General features: G+C 69.0%; 21 protein-coding genes. 6 read left to right on the forward strand and 15 right to left on the reverse strand.

Features of this window, described 5'->3' with window-relative positions:
* Positions 1 to 35 precede the first annotated feature (35 nt).
* The 3 genes from ACFZDA_RS31300 to ACFZDA_RS31310 form a co-directional block, all read right to left on the reverse strand.
* Positions 36 to 359, reverse strand: coding sequence for an STAS domain-containing protein (locus tag ACFZDA_RS31300; protein ID WP_186284954.1), 324 nt, complete (start codon positions 357 to 359; stop codon positions 36 to 38).
* Between the two features lie 149 nt (positions 360 to 508).
* Entirely contained in the window at positions 509 to 1,357 is an 849-nt protein-coding gene (locus ACFZDA_RS31305; RefSeq protein ID WP_391088253.1) for a 3-hydroxybutyryl-CoA dehydrogenase, read from the reverse strand.
* A gap of 126 nt (positions 1,358 to 1,483) precedes the next feature.
* A complete protein-coding gene (locus ACFZDA_RS31310) occupies positions 1,484 to 2,125 on the reverse strand; it encodes a TetR family transcriptional regulator (protein ID WP_391088255.1) in 642 nt (213 codons plus the stop codon).
* 79 nt (positions 2,126 to 2,204) lie between these two features.
* Between ACFZDA_RS31310 and ACFZDA_RS31315 the strand changes: the two genes are divergently transcribed.
* The 3 genes from ACFZDA_RS31315 to ACFZDA_RS31325 are packed head-to-tail and all read left to right on the forward strand — an operon-like array spanning position 2,205 to position 4,340.
* A complete protein-coding gene (locus ACFZDA_RS31315) occupies positions 2,205 to 2,987 on the forward strand; it encodes an ATP-binding cassette domain-containing protein (protein WP_391088257.1) in 783 nt (260 codons plus the stop codon).
* A 17-nt stretch (positions 2,988 to 3,004) separates the two neighbouring features.
* The gene (locus ACFZDA_RS31320) at positions 3,005 to 3,754 is read left to right on the forward strand and encodes an ABC transporter permease (RefSeq protein WP_391088258.1); all 750 of its coding nucleotides are present in this window, start codon (positions 3,005 to 3,007) and stop codon (positions 3,752 to 3,754) included.
* Between the two features lie 13 nt (positions 3,755 to 3,767).
* Positions 3,768 to 4,340: a cob(I)yrinic acid a,c-diamide adenosyltransferase gene (locus tag ACFZDA_RS31325; RefSeq protein ID WP_391088260.1), complete on the forward strand. Its 573-nt coding sequence runs from the start codon at positions 3,768 to 3,770 to the stop codon at positions 4,338 to 4,340.
* A 3-nt stretch (positions 4,341 to 4,343) separates the two neighbouring features.
* On the opposite strand, the gene ACFZDA_RS31330 is transcribed toward ACFZDA_RS31325, so the two are convergent.
* Positions 4,344 to 4,532, reverse strand: a complete 189-nt coding sequence (locus ACFZDA_RS31330) for a DUF5708 family protein (protein ID WP_391088262.1) — start codon at positions 4,530 to 4,532, stop codon at positions 4,344 to 4,346.
* A complete protein-coding gene (locus tag ACFZDA_RS31335; RefSeq protein WP_391088264.1) occupies positions 4,529 to 5,107 on the reverse strand; it encodes a hypothetical protein in 579 nt (192 codons plus the stop codon). The genes ACFZDA_RS31330 and ACFZDA_RS31335 overlap by 4 nt, the downstream gene beginning before the upstream one ends.
* A 152-nt stretch (positions 5,108 to 5,259) precedes the next feature.
* Here ACFZDA_RS31335 and ACFZDA_RS31340 point away from each other — a divergent pair, with 152 nt between their 5' ends.
* The 3 genes from ACFZDA_RS31340 to ACFZDA_RS31350 all read left to right on the forward strand — a co-directional run bounded on the left by ACFZDA_RS31340 (position 5,260) and on the right by ACFZDA_RS31350 (position 9,050).
* Positions 5,260 to 6,453: a histidine kinase gene (locus ACFZDA_RS31340; protein WP_391088266.1), complete on the forward strand. Its 1,194-nt coding sequence runs from the start codon at positions 5,260 to 5,262 to the stop codon at positions 6,451 to 6,453.
* Complete coding sequence (locus tag ACFZDA_RS31345; protein ID WP_391088268.1) at positions 6,450 to 7,091, forward strand: response regulator; 642 nt, start codon at positions 6,450 to 6,452, stop codon at positions 7,089 to 7,091. The genes ACFZDA_RS31340 and ACFZDA_RS31345 overlap by 4 nt, the downstream gene beginning before the upstream one ends.
* 135 nt (positions 7,092 to 7,226) lie before the next feature.
* Positions 7,227 to 9,050, forward strand: coding sequence for a glycosyl hydrolase family 18 protein (locus ACFZDA_RS31350; protein ID WP_391088269.1), 1,824 nt, complete (start codon positions 7,227 to 7,229; stop codon positions 9,048 to 9,050).
* 8 nt (positions 9,051 to 9,058) lie between these two features.
* On the opposite strand, the gene ACFZDA_RS31355 is transcribed toward ACFZDA_RS31350, so the two are convergent.
* From ACFZDA_RS31355 to ACFZDA_RS31400, 10 genes are all read right to left on the reverse strand, one after another.
* Complete coding sequence (locus tag ACFZDA_RS31355) at positions 9,059 to 9,505, reverse strand: DUF2550 domain-containing protein (protein ID WP_086565274.1); 447 nt, start codon at positions 9,503 to 9,505, stop codon at positions 9,059 to 9,061.
* Positions 9,506 to 9,636: 131 nt separating this feature from the next.
* Positions 9,637 to 10,014, reverse strand: coding sequence for a F0F1 ATP synthase subunit epsilon (locus ACFZDA_RS31360; RefSeq protein WP_391088271.1), 378 nt, complete (start codon positions 10,012 to 10,014; stop codon positions 9,637 to 9,639).
* A gap of 130 nt (positions 10,015 to 10,144) precedes the next feature.
* A complete protein-coding gene (gene atpD / locus ACFZDA_RS31365) occupies positions 10,145 to 11,581 on the reverse strand; it encodes a F0F1 ATP synthase subunit beta (RefSeq protein WP_086601185.1) in 1,437 nt (478 codons plus the stop codon).
* A complete protein-coding gene (locus tag ACFZDA_RS31370) occupies positions 11,582 to 12,499 on the reverse strand; it encodes a F0F1 ATP synthase subunit gamma (protein WP_391088273.1) in 918 nt (305 codons plus the stop codon).
* 20 nt (positions 12,500 to 12,519) lie between these two features.
* Positions 12,520 to 14,109 (reverse strand): F0F1 ATP synthase subunit alpha, encoded by a 1,590-nt coding sequence (atpA, locus tag ACFZDA_RS31375; protein ID WP_391088274.1) that lies wholly within the window; start codon positions 14,107 to 14,109, stop codon positions 12,520 to 12,522.
* 126 nt (positions 14,110 to 14,235) lie between these two features.
* Positions 14,236 to 15,051: a F0F1 ATP synthase subunit delta gene (locus ACFZDA_RS31380; RefSeq protein ID WP_391088275.1), complete on the reverse strand. Its 816-nt coding sequence runs from the start codon at positions 15,049 to 15,051 to the stop codon at positions 14,236 to 14,238.
* The gene (locus ACFZDA_RS31385; protein ID WP_086852629.1) at positions 15,048 to 15,596 is read right to left on the reverse strand and encodes a F0F1 ATP synthase subunit B; all 549 of its coding nucleotides are present in this window, start codon (positions 15,594 to 15,596) and stop codon (positions 15,048 to 15,050) included. The genes ACFZDA_RS31380 and ACFZDA_RS31385 overlap by 4 nt, the downstream gene beginning before the upstream one ends.
* A gap of 39 nt (positions 15,597 to 15,635) precedes the next feature.
* A complete protein-coding gene (locus tag ACFZDA_RS31390) occupies positions 15,636 to 15,872 on the reverse strand; it encodes an ATP synthase subunit C (RefSeq protein ID WP_010040161.1) in 237 nt (78 codons plus the stop codon).
* Positions 15,873 to 15,950: 78 nt separating this feature from the next.
* Positions 15,951 to 16,721, reverse strand: a complete 771-nt coding sequence (gene atpB, locus ACFZDA_RS31395; protein ID WP_391088640.1) for a F0F1 ATP synthase subunit A — start codon at positions 16,719 to 16,721, stop codon at positions 15,951 to 15,953.
* A gap of 273 nt (positions 16,722 to 16,994) precedes the next feature.
* Positions 16,995 to 17,432, reverse strand: coding sequence for a hypothetical protein (locus ACFZDA_RS31400; RefSeq protein ID WP_391088277.1), 438 nt, complete (start codon positions 17,430 to 17,432; stop codon positions 16,995 to 16,997).
* Positions 17,433 to 17,733: the final 301 nt, after the last annotated feature.

Raw genomic sequence — 17,733 nt, forward strand, 5'->3', positions numbered from 1 at the left:
TCCCCGGTCGCCCGGTTCACACCCGCACAGAATTGTCACACGCGAGGCAATGACTCCACCCCGATGCCCCCCTCGATCGCCAGGATCCGGTGCAGGCGGGTGGCCACCAGCAGGCGCTGCATCTGCGGCGGCACGCCGCGCAGGACCAGGCGCCGGCCGCAGCGGCCGGCCCGCCGGTGAGCTCCCATGATCACACCGAGTCCGGTGGCGTCCCAGGAGTCCAGTTCGGACAGGTCCAGCACCAGGTCGCCGACTCCGTCGTCGACGGCCGAGTGCAGGACCGTACGGGCGTCCGCCGCGCTCCGGACGTCGAGGCGGCCCCCGACGACCAGCTCGGCGTGGTCGCCCCTGATGTGCATATGTGCTCCCCGTGCGTGCGTCTCGTGCTCCGCGTTCTGATGCCGGTGATGCAACCTCTGACTGCGTGAGGGGGGCAGAGGTTGCTTCCTGTAAGCGAACCGATACCGAATTCACCCGGGGGTGTGATGCTCCCGGGGCATGTGCGGTTTCAGTGCTTGTAGAAGCCCTGCCCGCTCTTGCGTCCGATGTCACCGGCGTCAACCATCCGGCGCATCGACTCGGGAGCCGCGAACTTCTCGTCCTGGGACTCGGTGTAGATGTTGCTCGTGGCGTGCAGCAGGATGTCGACGCCCGTCAGGTCCGCCGTCGCCAGCGGGCCCATGGCGTGGCCGAAGCCCAGCTTGCAGGCGAGGTCGATGTCCTCGGCGCTCGCGACGCCCGACTCGTGCAGCTTGGCGGCCTCGACGACCAGGGCGCAGATGAGACGGGTCGTCACGAAGCCGGCGACGTCGCGGTTGACGACGATGCAGGTCTTGCCGACCGACTCGGCGAACTCCCGGGCCTTGGCGAGGGTTTCGTCATTGGTCTTGTAGCCGCGGACCAGCTCGCACAGCTGCATCATCGGCACGGGCGAGAAGAAGTGCGTGCCGACGACCCGCTCGGGGCGCTCCGTCGCGGCCGCGATCTTGGTGATCGGGATGGCGGAGGTGTTGGACGCGAGGATCGCCTCGTCCTTCACGAGCTTGTCGAGCGCGCGGAAGATCTCGTGCTTGACTTCGAGCTTCTCGAAGACGGCCTCGACGACGACGTCCGCGTCGGCCACGGCGTCCAGGTCGGTGGTCGCGGTGATCCGGGCGAGGGCGGCGTCGGCGTCGTGCGCCTCCAGCTTGCCCTTGGCGACGAACTTGTCGTACGAGGCCTTGATGCCGTCGGTGCCCCGCTTCAGCGCCTCGTCGGTGACGTCACGCAGGACCACGTCCCAGCCCGCCTGTGCGGAGACCTGGGCGATGCCGGATCCCATGAGGCCGGCTCCGATGACGGCGAGCTTCCGTGCCACTGTGCGACTCCCCTGACGCGCTGCTTATGTCTGCCTCTCGGGCGGACACTAGCGCTCGTGAGGGCCTGTGTGACCAGTAAGTAACGCGCGTCACGTCTCACATGACGGACATCACACCAGCAGGGGTCATCCCGCGCCACGGACGGCGTAGTTGAGCACCTTCTCGCTCAACAGCTCCTCGATGTCGTCGAGGAGGACGAGCATCTCCCGGGACACTTCGTCCGGGTTGCGCCCCTTGGTCATCTCGCGGCCGATGGCGACGAAGACGGTGCCGTGGATCCAGCAGATCTGACCGGCGATCAGGCCCGGCAGCGGGTCGCCCTCCCCGGAATCCGCCTCCTCGCGGAGGGTCGCCTCCAGGTTGTCCTGGAGCTCCTGCTGGATGCTCCACAGCCGGGAGCGCAGCGGCGGCGCCTCCTCGATGCAGCGCATGAAACGGTCGTAGCCCTCGATGAGGCCCATCCGCGGTGAGACGGCCTCGATCTCGGCGCGCAGTTCGCGCAGCACCGCCCGGGCGGCAGACTCCCCCGCGTCCCGGCCGCGCACCCAGCGGGAGAGCCGGTCGACGACCCCCTGGGAGCGGTCGAAGAAGAGGTCCTCCTTGGCCGGGAAGTAGTTGTAGACGGTGTTCACGGAGACGTCGGCCGCCTCCGCCACGTCCGCGATCGTCACGGTCACGAACCCGTGCTCCAGGAACAGCCCGGTGGCGATGTCCGAGATGCGCTGCCTGGTCTCGCGCTTCTTCCGCTCCCTGAGCCCCTCTGCCATGCCCGCATCCTAGCTTCCGTGGGCACGATGAAAACTTGGAGCCATTGCAAAATTTAAGAGACTCTGTTTTTCTGTCGGCATGGCAATCATCAGTACGGCCGGGCTGGCCCGTACCTTCCGGACCAAGCGCGGCCCCGTGGACGCCGTGCGCGGCATCGACCTGACCGTCCGCGAGGGCGAGATCCTCGGCTTCCTCGGCCCGAACGGGGCCGGCAAGACGACCACGCTGCGGATGCTGACGACCCTGCTGGAACCGACCGGAGGCGCCGCCACCGTCGCGGGCTGCGACCTGGCGACCGACCCGGCCGGCGTGCGGCGGGCCTGCGGGTACGTGGCGCAGTCCGGCGGGGTCGACCCGCAGATCAGCGTGCGCGAGGAGCTGGTCACCCAGGGACGCCTGTACCGGCTGACAAAGGCCCGGGCCGCCGAGCGCGCCGAGGAACTCGCCCGCGACCTGGGCCTCACCGAGTTCCTCGACCGCACGTGCGCGGCGCTCTCCGGCGGGCAGCGGCGCCGCCTGGACATCGCGATGGCGCTCACCCACCACCCGAAGGTGCTGTTCCTCGACGAGCCGACGACCGGTCTCGACCCGGGCAGCCGGGCCGACCTGTGGGACCTGGTGCGCCGGCTGCGCGACGAGCACGGCACGACCGTCTTCCTGACCACGCACTACCTCGACGAGGCCGACGCCCTCTCCGACCGGCTGGTCGTCGTCGATCAGGGGGTGGTCGCCGCCGAGGGCACCCCGAGCGCGCTGAAGCTCCGCTACGGCGGCTCGATCGACGCCTCGCTCCAGGACACCTTCCTCGCCATCACCGGCCGCAGTGCCGGGCCGGCCGAGCAGACTCCCGTCGCCGTCTAGGACCCAGAGGACTCCTGATGCTGTTGCACGACACCGCGCTCGTCTACGGGCGTTATCTCCGCCAGTCCCTGCGCTCCCGCTTCGCGCTGCTCTTCGGCGTGCTGATGCCGCTGCTGTACCTGGTGTTCTTCGGTCCCCTGCTGACGGATCTGCCGCTCGGCGGGCAGGGCAGCTCCTGGCAGTTGCTCGTGCCCGGCCTGCTGCTGCAACTGGGCCTGTTCGGGGCGTCGTTCGCGGGCTTCTCGATCATCATCGAGAAGGGCCACGGGGTGGTCGAGCGCCTGCGCGTCACCCCCGTCAGCCGACTGGCCCTGCTGCTCGGCAGGGTGCTCAGGGACGCCACGGTGTTCGTCTTCCAGGCCGTGCTGCTGGTGCTGGCGGCGGTGGCGATGGGCCTGCGAGCCCCGCTGCCCGGCGTCCTGATCGGGTTCGCCTTCGTCGCCCTGCTCTCGCTCTCACTGGCCTCGCTGTCGTACGCGCTGGCCATGAAGCTGCACACCCCGCAGAGCTTCGGCCCGGCGATCAACGCGCTGACCATGCCGTCGATGCTGCTGTCCGGGCTGATGCTCCCGATGAGCCTGGGCCCGGCCTGGCTGGACGCGCTGTCGCACCTGATGCCGTTCCGCTATCTGGTCGACGCCGTCCGGGACGCCTTCGTCGGCTCCTACACCACGGCGCACATGCTGTACGGCGTGCTGGTGGCCGTCGGTTTCACGGCCCTGTCCGTGACAGTGGGCACGCGCGTGTTCCGAACGGCCGGAGCCTGACTACGCTGGCCATATGGTCAATCTGACGCGCATCTACACCAGGACCGGCGACCAGGGCACCACCGCCCTCGGCGACATGAGCCGGGTCGCCAAGACCGACCTGAGGATCGCCGCGTACGCCGACGCCAACGAGGCGAACGCGGCGATCGGCACGGCGATCGCGCTGGGCGGCCTGGACGGGGAGATCGTCAAGGTCCTCACCCGCGTGCAGAACGACCTGTTCGACGTGGGCGCGGACCTGTCGACGCCGGTGGTGGAGAACCCGGAGTTCCCGCCCCTGCGGGTCGAGCAGCCTTACGTCGACAAGCTGGAGGCGGACTGCGACCGCTTCCTGGAGGGCCTGGAGAAGCTCCGCTCCTTCATCCTCCCCGGCGGCACCCCGGGCGCGGCCCTGCTCCACCAGGCCTGCACGGTGGTCCGCCGGGCGGAGCGCTCGACCTGGGCGGCCCTGGAGGTCCACGGCGAGGTCATGAACCCCCTGACCGCCACCTACCTCAACCGCCTCTCCGACCTCCTGTTCATCCTCGCGAGGACGGCGAACAGGGAGGTCGGAGACGTGCTGTGGGTACCGGGCGGGGAGCGCTGACCCTCAGGCCCGGCGCCGCGCCCCCTGCCACAGCCCGGCGGCGACCAGCACGCCGCCGACGCACATCATCACGACGCCGACCTTCGTGAGGGTGACGACGGGGACCTCCACGTCGCCGGTGAACAGCCACAACCCGAGGCCGATCACGAAGGTGACGGCACCTTCCACCAGGTTCCCGCGCGCCTTGCTCATCGCTGCACCCTCTCCTTCTCCAGCGTCATCCCGGACTCCCCCGCCGGCGCCTTCCGCGGCCAGATCCAGTAACTGAGCGCGATCAGGCCGTGGATGCCCGCCGTGCGCCAGGCCACGAAGCGCCAGCTCTCCAGGGACGTGACACGGCTCGGGTCGTCCACGTACCAGATGGCCAGTTGGAGCAGCGCGGTCGCGACGGCGGCGCCGATCAGCGTGCCGATCCAGATCCTGCCCTCGTGACGCGCCCGGGCCATGCCGTAGCGCGGGGGCTTCGGTGGCGGCGGGGCTCCGCCGAGGCGGTGGGCCGCGTGGCCGTCGAGCCACCGCACGGTGCGGTGGCCGTGCCCGACGGTGTAGCCGATGTACAGCGCGGCCAGCCCGTGCGTCCAGTTCGGCTCGGCGCCGTTCTTCAGGTCCAGCGCGGTGGCGACCAGCAGGACGACCTCCAGCAGCGGCTCGCACAGCAGCAGGGCCAGCCCCGTACGCCGCATGCGCAGCAGGTAGCGGAAGGCCAGTCCGGCCGCCAGCAGCACCCAGAAGCCGATCTCACAGGCGGCGATCAAGGCGACGATCACGATGCGCTCCTCTCCGTCACCCTTCCAGGCTCCCGTCCGGCGCGGCCGTCATCGTCGTCGCGACTGACGAACCCGCGGTACATCGAAAGATGCAGTCGGGGACCCTTCGCGGGGACCACGCGCCGGGCCCGGCGGCCGTGTTGGATGGTGCCATGGCCGTACGACTCGCCCGCCCCCGCCGCTTCGACGTGTACGTCGCGCTGGGCAGTCTGCTCGGCGGGCTGCTGCTGTGGGGGCTCGGCCTGGCCACCCGTCCGAGCACCGAGGTGTACGTGCTCCTGCCCGGGCGCTGGCCGGTCCTGGTGCCCCTGCTGGTCATGGCCGGCTGCGAGCTGCTGCGCCGCACCGCTCCGCGCACCGCCCTGCTGACCGGCACGGCCGCGATCGTCCTGGACGTCGTCACGCAGGGCAACCTGGTCACGATCCTGATGTACACCGACCTCATGTACGCGGCCGTGCTGTACGGCCCGCCCGCCTCGGCCCACCGCATCCCCAGGATCACCGGGCTGCTGTCGGTGGCCGGGACCGTGGTGCCGTACGCGTTGTGGCGCGAGCCCGAGGCCCTGCTGATCGGCGTGGTCACCGGCGTGGTGGCGTTCGGGCCCGCCGCCACCGGTCTGATCGTCCGCAACCACCGCGACGCCGCCGAGGCGGCCCGGCTGCGCGCCGAGCAGACCGCGCTGCTCGCCGAGATGGACCGCTCCCAGGCGGTGACCGCCGAACGCGCCCGGATGGCCCGCGAACTGCACGACATGGTCGCCAACCACCTGTCCGCGATCGCCATCCACTCCACGGCCGCGCTCTCCCTGGACGACCCGAAGACCTCCCAGGAGGCCCTGACCGTCATCCGTGAGAACAGCGTGGCGGGACTCGCGGAGATGCGGCGGCTCATCGGGATCCTGCGGGACTCCGCGGGCGACGTCGCCCCGGTCGCCGCCCCCACGCTCGACGGACTCGGCGCGCTGGTCGAGAGCGCCCGCACCAACGGCCTCGACGTCACACTCGACGCCGCTCACGACACGGTCCCCGCGCCCGTCGAACTCGCCGCCTACCGCATCGTCCAGGAGTCCCTCACCAACGCCCTCAAGCACGCCGGGCCCGGCCGGGTCGCGGTGTCCCTCGCCCAGCCCGACGGCCTGCTGACGGTCGCGGTGACCAGCCCGTACGGCGACCGGGACGGACCGGGCGCCCCCGGCTCGGGCGCCGGCCTGGTCGGTATGCGGGAACGCGCCGCGCTGCTGGACGGCACGTTCGAGGCCGGCCCGGAGGACTCGCCGGACGGCAAGATCTGGGCGGTTCGTGCCACCCTGCCCGTCCACGACACCGTCGAAGGAGAACCCGAATGATCCGCGTCCTGGTCGCCGAGGACCAGTCGGCCGTCCGCGCCGGCCTGGTCCTCATCCTGCGCAGCGCGCCCGACATCGAGGTGGTCGGCGAGGCGGCGGACGGCGAGCAGGCGGTGGCCCTGGCCCGTGAGCTGCGGCCGGACCTGGTGCTGATGGACGTTCAGATGCCGCGGCTGGACGGGGTGTCGGCGACCCGGCAGGTGGTGGCGCAGCGGCTCGCGGACGTGCTGGTGCTGACCACCTTCGACCTCGACGAGTACGTCTTCGGGGCGCTGCGGGCGGGCGCCTCCGGCTTCCTGCTGAAGAACACCGAGGCGAAGGACCTGCTGGAGGCCGTACGGACGGTGGCGCGCGGGGAGGGGCTGATCGCCCCGGCGGTCACCCGGCGGCTGATCGCCGAGTTCGCGGCGAAGCCGGCCCGTGAACCGGCGGCCGACCCGGCCGTCCTCGACCGGCTGACCCGGCGCGAGCGAGAGGTGCTGTCCTGCCTCGGCGAGGGCCTGTCCAACGCGGGGATCGCCGAGCGGCTCGACCTGGCCGAGGCGACCGTGAAGACGCATGTCAGCCGCCTGCTGGGGAAGCTGGAGCTGCGCAGCCGGGTGCAAGCGGCGGTGCTCGCACAGGAGTTGGGGATCTGACCGGGTCGCAGATCGCTCCAGGTCGCGATGGTACAGACCTATTGACCGGTGGTCCAGACCTTTCTATTCTCACCGCACCATGAGTGGGCGTCAGGCTCAGTCACGCCCCCCACCACTCCATCGAGGAGGCGCAGCATGCGCTTCAGACACAGAGCCGCGGCAGGGTTCGCGACCCTGTTGCTCCCGCTGGCCGGTCTCGTCGGCCTCGCGAGCCCGGCCCAGGCCGCGGCATCCGCCACCGCGAGCTACACCAAGACGCAGGACTGGGGCTCCGGCTTCGAAGGCAAGTGGACGGTGAAGAACACCGGAACCACGGCCCTCAGCTCCTGGACCGTCGAGTGGGACTTCCCCTCCGGCACGTCCGTCACCTCCGCCTGGGACGCCGACGTCACCTCCTCGGGCACCCACTGGACCGCGAAGAACAAGTCCTGGAACGGCACCCTCGCCCCCGGCGCCTCCGTCTCCTTCGGTTTCAACGGCACCGGCTCCGGCTCCCCCGCGAACTGCAAGCTGAACGGCGGCAGTTGCGACGGCGGCACCACGGAACCCGGCGACAGCGCACCCAGTGCCCCCGGCACGCCGACCGCCTCCGACATCACCGACACCTCGGTGAAACTGTCCTGGTCCGCCGCGACCGACGACAAGGGCGTCAAGAACTACGACGTCCTGCGCGACGGCACGAAGGTCGCCACCGTGACGGGCACGTCGTACACCGACACGGGCCTGACCCAGGGCACCGACTACTCCTACTCCGTCCAGGCCCGCGACACCGCCGGCCAGACCGGCCCGGTCAGCGGCGCCCGCGCGGTGCGCACCACCGGCGGCACGACCGAGCCGCCCAAGGGCGACAAGGTCAAGCTCGGCTACTTCACCGAGTGGGGCGTCTACGGCCGCAACTACCACGTCAAGAACCTGGTGACCTCGGGCTCGGCGTCGAAGATCACGCACATCAACTACGCCTTCGGCAACGTCAAGAACGGCCAGTGCACGGTCGACGACACCTACGCCGCCTACGACAAGGCCTACACCGCCGACCAGTCCGTCAGCGGCACCGCCGACACCTGGGACCAGCCGCTGCGCGGCAACTTCAATCAACTGCGCCAGCTCAAGGCCAAGTACCCGCACATCAAGGTGCTGTACTCGTTCGGCGGCTGGACCTACTCGGGCGGCTTCGGCCAGGCCGCGCAGAACCCCGCCGCGTTCGCCAAGTCCTGCAAGGCCGTCGTGGAGGACCCGCGCTGGGCCGACGTCTTCGACGGCATCGACATCGACTGGGAGTACCCCAACGCCTGCGGTCTGACCTGTGACACCTCGGGCCCGGCGGCCTTCAGGAACCTGATGTCCGCCCTGCGCACGGAGTTCGGCCCCGACTACCTGGTCACCGCGGCCATCACCGCCGACGGCTCCTCCGGCGGCAAGATCGACGCGGCCGACTACGGCGGCGCCGCGCAGTACCTCGACTGGTACAACGTCATGACGCACGACTACTTCGGCGCGTTCGACAAGGACGGCCCGACCGCCCCGCACTCCCCGCTCACCTCGTACCCCGGCATCCCGCAGGCCGGCTTCAACTCGGCCGACGCCATCGCCAAGCTGAAGGCGAAAGGCGTCCCGTCCGCCAAACTCCTGCTCGGCATCGGCTTCTACGGCCGCGGCTGGACCGGCGTCACCCAGTCCGCCCCCGGCGGCACGGCGACGGGCCCGGCACCCGGCACGTACGAGGCCGGCATCGAGGACTACAAGGTCCTCAAGAACTCCTGCCCGGCGACCGGCACGATCGCGGGCACCGCGTACGCCTACTGCGGCAGCAACTGGTGGTCGTACGACACCCCGTCGACCATCGCCGGGAAGATGACCTGGGCCAGGAACCAGGGCCTGGGCGGCGCGTTCTTCTGGGAGTTCAGCGGCGACACAGGCAACGGCGAACTCGTGACCGCGATCGACAACGGGCTTTCATAACCCGCCGACTAGGCCACATTGACGCGCTGACCGGGCGGGGCTGCCTCAAGCCACGCGAGGAAACCGGTCAGCGCGTCCTCGCTCATGGCCAGCTCCAGCCGCGTGCCCCGGTGCAGACAGGCCAGAATCACATGGTCGGACAGCAGCGCCAGCTCCTCCTCCCCCTGCGGGACCCGGCGGCCGGCCACCTCGATCGCGGAACGCTCCAGGATCCGGCGGGGGCGCGGCGAGTAGGAGAAGACCCGGAACCACTCGACGCGGTCGCCGTTGTAGCGGGCCACCCCGTACGCCCAGCCCTTGCCGTTGGTGTCGCCCTGCTCCGGGGTGTCCCAGCGCAGGCTGGCATCGAAGGTGCCGCCCGAGCGCTGGATGAGCCGGCGGCGCAGACCGAAGACGAACAGTCCCACCACCACGAGGGCCACGACAATTCCGCACACAGTCAGAGCGAGGACCATCGACACCGACCTCCTCGTCTCCTAGGTAACGGAACGTAAAAAACACCCACATCCGCCTCAGCCGCGGCTGGGTCCGGATCTCTCCGGTACCCAGCCGCGGCTGAGTGACGTCATCACACGACGGGCTTGAGTCAGCGCGCCGCCGTGGCCGTACGCAGACGGACGTCCGCGCGGCGCTGGGCCTCCGCGTCGTCCTCCGCCTTCGCACGCTCCAGCTCCTGCTCCGCGCGCCGGACATCGATCTCGTCCGACAGCTCCGCGATTTCGGCCAGCAGCGAGAGCTTGTCGTCCGCGAACGAGATGAAACCGCCGTGGACCGCGGCGACGACCGTCCCGCCATCACTCGTACGGATGGTCACCGGGCCCGACTCCAGCACACCGAGCAGCGGCTGGTGACCGGGCATGACGCCGATGTCGCCGGACGTGGTGCGCGCGACCACCAGGGTGGCCTGGCCGGACCAGACCTCACGGTCGGCCGCGACCAGCGCGACGTGCAGCTCAGCAGCCAAGGGTGGCTCCTCGGGTCACCACCCGGCGGGAGTGCCGGGTGTTGGTTACAAGTCTAGTAGGCGTGACAGAGGGGGCGGGACGCGCCCGCCCCCTCCGGTATGAGCACGAGGCTCACGTCGAGCGCGAGGCTCAGGAGACGCCCAGCTCCTTCGCGTTCTTCTTCAGGTCCTCGAGACCACCGCACATGAAGAACGCCTGCTCCGGGAAGTGGTCGTACTCGCCGTCGCAGATCGCGTTGAACGCGGCGATCGACTCGTCCAGCGGCACGTCCGAACCGTCCACGCCGGTGAACTGCTTGGCGGCGTGGGTGTTCTGGGACAGGAAGCGCTCCACGCGACGGGCACGGTGGACGACGAGCTTGTCCTCCTCGCCGAGCTCGTCGATACCGAGGATCGCGATGATGTCCTGCAGGTCCTTGTACTTCTGCAGGATGTTCTTCACGCGCATCGCGGCGTTGTAGTGGTCCGCCGAGATGTACCGCGGGTCGAGGATCCGGGACGTGGAGTCCAGCGGGTCCACGGCCGGGTAGATGCCCTTCTCGGAGATCGGACGGGAGAGCACCGTCGTCGCGTCGAGGTGGGCGAAGGTGGTGGCCGGGGCCGGGTCGGTCAGGTCGTCCGCGGGGACGTAGATCGCCTGCATCGAGGTGATCGAGTGACCACGGGTCGAGGTGATGCGCTCCTGGAGGACACCCATCTCGTCGGCCAGGTTCGGCTGGTAGCCCACCGCGGAGGGCATACGGCCGAGCAGGGTCGACACCTCGGAACCGGCCTGGGTGAAGCGGAAGATGTTGTCGATGAAGAACAGCACGTCCTGCTTCTGGACGTCACGGAAGTACTCCGCCATCGTCAGGCCGGCCAGGGCCACGCGCAGACGGGTGCCCGGGGGCTCGTCCATCTGACCGAAGACCAGGGCGGTCTTGTCCAGAACGCCGGACTCTTCCATCTCCGCGATGAGGTCGTTGCCCTCACGGGTGCGCTCGCCGACGCCCGCGAAGACGGAGACGCCCTCGTGGAGGTTGGCGACACGCATGATCATTTCCTGGATCAGCACGGTCTTGCCGACACCGGCACCACCGAACAGACCGATCTTGCCGCCCTTGACGTACGGGGTGAGGAGGTCGACGACCTTCAGGCCCGTCTCGAACATCTCGGTCTTCGACTCGAGCTGGTCGAACGCGGGGGCCTTGCGGTGGATGGACCAGCGCTCGCCCTCGTAGGTCTCGTCGCTGTTCAGCACCTCACCGAGGGTGTTGAACACCTTGCCCTTGGTGAAGTCGCCGACCGGGACGGAGATGCCCGCACCGGTGTCGACGACGGGAGCCTGGCGGACCAGGCCGTCGGTGGGCTGCATGGAGATCGCGCGGACCAGGCCGTCACCCAGGTGCTGGGCGACCTCCAGGGTCAGCGTCTTCTTCTCGCCCGCGAGCGCCGGGTCGGCGACCTCGACGTGCAGGGCGTTGTAGATCTCGGGCATCGCGTCGACGGGGAACTCCACGTCGACGACCGGGCCGATGACCCGGGCGACGCGGCCCGTAGCCGTCGCGGTCTCAACAGTGGTGGTCATTTATCGGTCACTCCCCGCGGTCGCGTCGGCCAGGGCACTGGCGCCACCGACGATCTCGCTGATTTCCTGGGTGATTTCGGCCTGGCGGGCCTGGTTGGCAAGCCGGGTGAGCGTCTCGATGAGCTCTCCGGCGTTGTCGGTGGCCGACTTCATCGCGCGCCGCGTGGCGGCGTGCTTGGAGGCGGCCGACTGGAGCAGCGCGTTGTAGATCCGGCTCTCCACATAGCGCGGCAGCAGGGCGTCCAGGACGTCCTCCGCCGAGGGCTCGAAGTCGAACAGCGGCAGGATCTCGCCCGTGGGCTTGGCCTCCGCCGCCACCTCGTCGAGGCTGAGCGGCAGCAGCCGCGCGTCGATCGCCGTCTGCGTCATCATCGACACGAACTCGGTGTAGACGATGTGGAGCTCGTCCACGCCGCCCTCGGCCGTCTCCGTCTCGATGGCCTCGATCAGCGGGGCCGCGACCTTCTTGGCGTCCGCGTACGACGGGTCGTCGGTGAAGCCCGTGAACGACTCCACGATCTTGCGCTCGCGGAAGTTGTAGTGGGCGACACCACGGCGGCCGACGATGTAGCTGTCGACCTCCTTGCCCTCACCTTCGAGCTTCGCCGTGAGCCTCTCCGCGGCCTTGATGGCGTTGGAGTTGAAGGCGCCGGCCAGACCGCGGTCGCTCGTGAGGAGCAGGACCGCGGCACGGGTCGAGTTCTCCGGCTCCGTCGTCAGCGGGTGCTTGGTGTTCGATCCGGTGGCGACCGCCGTGACCGCCCGGGTGAGCTCGGTCGCGTACGGCGTGGACGCCGCCACCTTGCGCTGCGCCTTGACGACGCGCGAGGCGGCGATCATCTCCATCGCCTTCGTGATCTTCTTGGTCGCGGAGACGGATCGGATGCGACGCTTGTAGACCCGGAGCTGGGCTCCCATGAGTCAGGTCCCTTCCGTCGTCACTTACCGGCAGCCGGGGTGTCCTCGCCGAGCAGCTTGCCGTCGGAGGTCTCGAACTGCTTCTTGAACTCCGCGATGGCGTCGGCCATGGCCTGGAGGGTGTCGTCCGACATCTTCCCGCCCTCGCGGATGGAGGTCAGCAGACCCTGCTCCTTGCGGTGCAGGTACTCCAGCAGCTCCTTCTCGAAGCGGCGGATGTCGGCGACCGGAACCTCGTCCATCTTGCCGGTGGTGCCGGCCCAGATGGAGACGACCTGGTCCTCGGTGGCCATCGGCTGGTACTGCGGCTGCTTCAGCAGCTCGACCATGCGCTGACCACGCTCCAGCTGCGCCTTGGACGCGGCGTCCAGGTCGGAACCGAAGGCGGCGAACGCCTCCAGCTCACGGAACTGGGCGAGGTCCACACGCAGTCGGCCGGAGACCTGGCGGATCGCCCTGTGCTGGGCGGAACCACCGACTCGGGAGACCGAGATACCGACGTTCAGCGCGGGACGCTGACCGGCGTTGAACAGGTCCGACTCCAGGAAGCACTGGCCGTCGGTGATGGAGATGACGTTGGTCGGGATGAACGCCGAGACGTCGTTGGCCTTGGTCTCGACGATCGGCAGACCGGTCATCGAGCCGGCACCCATCTCGTCGGAGAGCTTGGCGCAGCGCTCCAGCAGACGGGAGTGCAGGTAGAAGACGTCACCCGGGTAGGCCTCACGGCCCGGCGGGCGGCGCAGCAGCAGCGACACGGCGCGGTAGGCGTCGGCCTGCTTCGACAGGTCGTCGAAGATGATCAGGACGTGCTTGCCCTGGTACATCCAGTGCTGGCCGATGGCCGAACCGGTGTACGGCGCCAGGTACTTGAAGCCGGCCGGGTCGGACGCCGGGGCGGCGACGATGGTCGTGTACTCCAGCGCGCCGGCCTCCTCCAGAGCGCCGCGCACGCCGGCGATCGTGGAGCCCTTCTGGCCGATGGCGACGTAGATGCAGCGGACCTGCTTGTTCGGGTCGCCCGAGCGCCAGTTGTCGCGCTGGTTGATGATCGTGTCGACGGCCAGGGCGGTCTTGCCGGTCTGGCGGTCGCCGATGATCAGCTGACGCTGGCCGCGGCCGATCGGGGTCATGGTGTCGACGGCCTTGTAGCCCGTCTCCATCGGCTCGTGCACCGACTTGCGGACCATGACGCCCGGAGCCTGCAGCTCCAGGGCGCGACGGCTGTCGGTCTCGATCTCGCCGAGGCCGTCGATCGGGTTGCCGAGGGGGTCCACCACGCGGCCGAGGTAGCCCTCGCCGACCGCGACGGACAGGACCTCGCCGGTACGGCTGACCGGCTGTCCCTCCTCGATGCCGCTGAACTCGCCGAGGACCACGCAGCCGATCTCGCGCTCCTCGAGGTTGAGGGCGAGACCGAGGCTGCCGTCCTCGAACTTCAGCAGCTCGTTGGCCATGACCGAGGGCAGACCCTCGACCTTCGCGATGCCGTCGCCGGCGAAGGTGACCGTACCGACCTCCTCGCGCGAGGCCGCGTCCGGCTTGTACGCCTGGACGAAGTTCTCCAGCGCGTCCCGGATCTCCTCCGGCCGGATCGTGAGCTCCGCCATCTGGGTTCCCTGCTCTCCTTGTTGGGCCCGAAGTTTCACTTTGGGGGTCTGGGGGCGACCCCCAGGATTCTTCTGCACGGCCCAACCAGGGCCGTCGTAAGTACGTTGTGCCTATTGAGTTGCTGCTCAGCCCGCGAGCCGGCGGCTGGCGTCCTCGATGCGGTCCGCGAGGGAGCCGTTGATGACCTCGTCGCCGACCTGCACCCGGATTCCGCCGAGGACCTCGGGGTCCACGTCCAGGTTGAGGTGCATCTTGCGGCCGTAGAGCTTCGCGAGGGCGGCGCCCAGGCGCTGCTTCTGCGGGTCGCTCAGCGGCACCGCCGAGGTGACGATGGCCACCATGCGGTTCCGGCGCTCGGCGGCGAGCTTGGACAGGGACTCCAGTCCCGACTCCAGGCTACGTCCCCGCGGCGCGGTCACAAGGCGCGTCACCAGACGCTCCGTGGCCGCCTGCGCCCGGCCGCCGAGCAGGCCGCGCAGCAGCTCGCTCTTGGCCGAGGTGGTGGCCTTGCGGTCGGTCAGCGCGGCGCGCAGCTCGGTGCTGCCGGAGACGATCCGGCCGAACCGGAACAGCTCGTCCTCGACGTCGTCGAGCTTGCCCGCCTTCTGCGCGGCGGTGAGGTCGGCGGTGGCGGCCAGTTCCTCCAGGGCGTCCACCAGGTCGCGCGACTGCGACCAGCGGGAGCGCACCATTCCGGCGACCAGGTCGGCGGCCGGGCCGCTGACCTGGGTGCCGAGGAGGCGCTGGGCCAGTTCGGCCTTGGCCTCGCCGGCCTGCGCCGGGTCGGTGAGGACCCGACGCAGCGACACCTCGCGGTCGAGCAGCGCGGTGACGGCGGCCAGTTCGTCGGCGAGCGCGCCGGCGTCCACGGACGTGGAGTCCGTCAGCGCGTCGAGACGCTCTCGTGCGGCTGCCAGGGCCTCGCGGCTCGCTCCGTTCATCGGCCGGCCTCGGCCTTCTCCTCGAGGTCGTCGAGGAACCGGTCGATCACGCGGCTCTGGCGGGCGTGGTCCTCGAGGGACTCGCCGACGAGCTTGCCGGCCAGGTCGGTGGCGAGCTTGCCGACGTCCTGGCGGAGCGCGGACGACGCGGCCTTGCGGTCGGCCTCGATCTGGGCGTGACCCGCGGCGACGATCTCCTCGCGCTGACGCTGGCCCTCGGCCCGCATCTCGGCGATGAGCGCGGCACCCTGCTCCTGCGCCTCCTGGCGCAGACGCGCGGCCTCGTGCCGGGCCTCGGCGAGCTGTGCCTTGTACTGCTCAAGGACGCTCTGGGCCTCGACCTTCATGGTCTCGGCCTCTTCGATACCGCCTTCGATCGCCGCGCGGCGCTCCTCCAGAACCTTGTTGATGTTCGGAAGCAGCTTCTTCCAGAAGAAGAAGAACACGATGGCGAAGGCGATGGTGCCGACGAGCAGCTCGGGGCCCGGAGGAACGAGCGGGTTCTGCTCTTCCTCGGCCGCCAGCTGCACCAGGTTGGCGATCACATCAGTGCCTTTCGTCGAAACGTGTCGGTGAGCAGGAAATTACTGACCGAACACGAACGGCATAACGATGCCGATGAGGGCGAGCGCCTCACAGAAGGCGAAGCCCAGGATCTGGTTGGCACGGATCAGGCCGGCGGCCTCGGGCTGGCGGGCGAGGGCCTGGGTGCCGTTACCGAAGATGATGCCGACGCCGATGCCGGGGCCGATGGCGGAGAGGCCGTAGCCGATGGAGCCGAGCGAACCGGAGACAGCGGCGAGGGTCTCAGTGGCAGCCATGCTGAATCTTCCTTCTCTTTCACGGACCGGCGGGGGTTGGCCACCGGACGTTCTTGGGACTTGCGGGGGCGGAGGGGCTCAGTGGTGCTCGGCGAGAGCGCCCTGGATGTAGGTGCAGGCGAGGAGTACGAAGACGTACGCCTGGACGGCCTGCACGAAAAGCTCGAAGCCGATCATGGCGATGGTCATCACGAAGGAGACTCCGGCCGCCGGGATCATCCAGCTGTTCAGCAGGTACCAGGAGGCGACGGTGAACATGACCAGCATCAGGTGGCCGGCGAACATGTTGGCGAACAGTCGCACCGCGTGCGTGAACGGCCGGACGAGCAGGTTCGAGAAGAACTCGATGACCATCACGAGCGGCAGCACCGGGCCGAGCGTCTTGTCGTAGCCGGTGATGTTCTTGAAGAACCCGACGAATCCGTGCCGCTTGAAGGTCAGCGAGACCCAGGTCACATAGACGACGGCGGCCAGGACCGCGGGGAACGCGATGATCGACGACACCGGGAACTGCGCCAGCGGGACCACGGACCAGATGTTCATGATCCAGATGAAGAAGAACAGCGAGACCATCAGGGGGACGTACTTCTCGCCCTCCTTCTTTCCGAGGGTCTCGTAGACGATGCCGCGGCGGACGAAGTCGTATCCGGCTTCACCGACCATCTGCAGCTTGCCCGGCACCACCTTGGCCTTGCCGAAGGCCGCGTAGAAGAAGCCGATGATGAGAATGGTGGTGATGATGGCAAGGAGCATCACCTTGTTGAACTCGAACCCCCCGACCGTGGCGAGCGGCTTGAAGAGGAACGAGTGCAGGCCCGGAGCCGGAAAACCACACCCGTTGTCGGACATGATCCGACAGCTCCAGTCAAAGGCGAGCTGGGTCTGGTCAGCACTCACCGCGGGCTCCTTCGGCGTGACGCATGGGTACGGCAACCTCGTTGTGTCGGCGCGGCGCGCAGCCGCGGGTCGGCACCGGACTGGTGTTACGGATGTGGGGGCGGCTGAGGGGCATCGAGCCTCGCGTTCGAGCAGGCGTCAGCTCAGATGCCCGCGCCCGCGATGCCGCAGTTGGCACCGGACGATAGCAGGAGTTCCCAGTGGTCTTTATCGCGCCCCTACTCGTCACGACGGGGACCCGGTCTTCTCGGGCGTCTCACTCTTCTCGGAGGCCGGGTCGATGTAGAAGATCTTGGCCTTCATATGCGCACGAGCCTGCGCAGCCATCCACACGACGGTCGCGACGACGAGCCCTGCGGCGAACGTCCTCGCGTTGAAGAATGAGGTGTCCTTGAAGAGGGCGACGAAAATCAGGAGCAGCAGCAACTGGGCCGTGTAGAGCATCAGCCCCATGGCCTGGAACAACTGCGGGAGCGTTTTTGCCGTGCGCTGCAGGACGTAAAGACCGATCCCCATGAAGAGAATGGCCAGCGCCGTGCCGACGGCGGCTCCGAGGGCTCCCTTGCCTCCGGCCACCACGCCGCTGACGGCGACGGCGACCACACCGGCAGCCGCTGTGGGCACAGCGCACTGCAGAAGGTTCCGGGCGTCATTGGACGGCATGGCGGCAACTCCGCTTTCGCAGGGGGCAGGGGTGTCGTCATGGACGAGCGTAGTCCCGGGCTGAGTGGAGACCTCACACCAATGGACCGTCGCACTGCGGTCCTTCGGCTCTATCCGGGAGGTTCTCGTGAACCGTATCACAAACTATTTGATGCAGTCTTTACCTGAAGGTGTGCGGGCTGTCACACATGAGAGTGAAGCCGCGCGTCTGTGCAGGAACGGCGCCGACTTGTCTGGTATTGGGGCGCTTCGCACCCCCATCGCAACCCCACGACTTGGCAATGCTCTAGTCAGATTCTTA

It is taken from the genome of Streptomyces sp. NPDC007991 (assembly GCF_042958445.1).
In the GTDB taxonomy this organism is placed as follows: Bacteria; Actinomycetota; Actinomycetes; order Streptomycetales; family Streptomycetaceae; genus Streptomyces.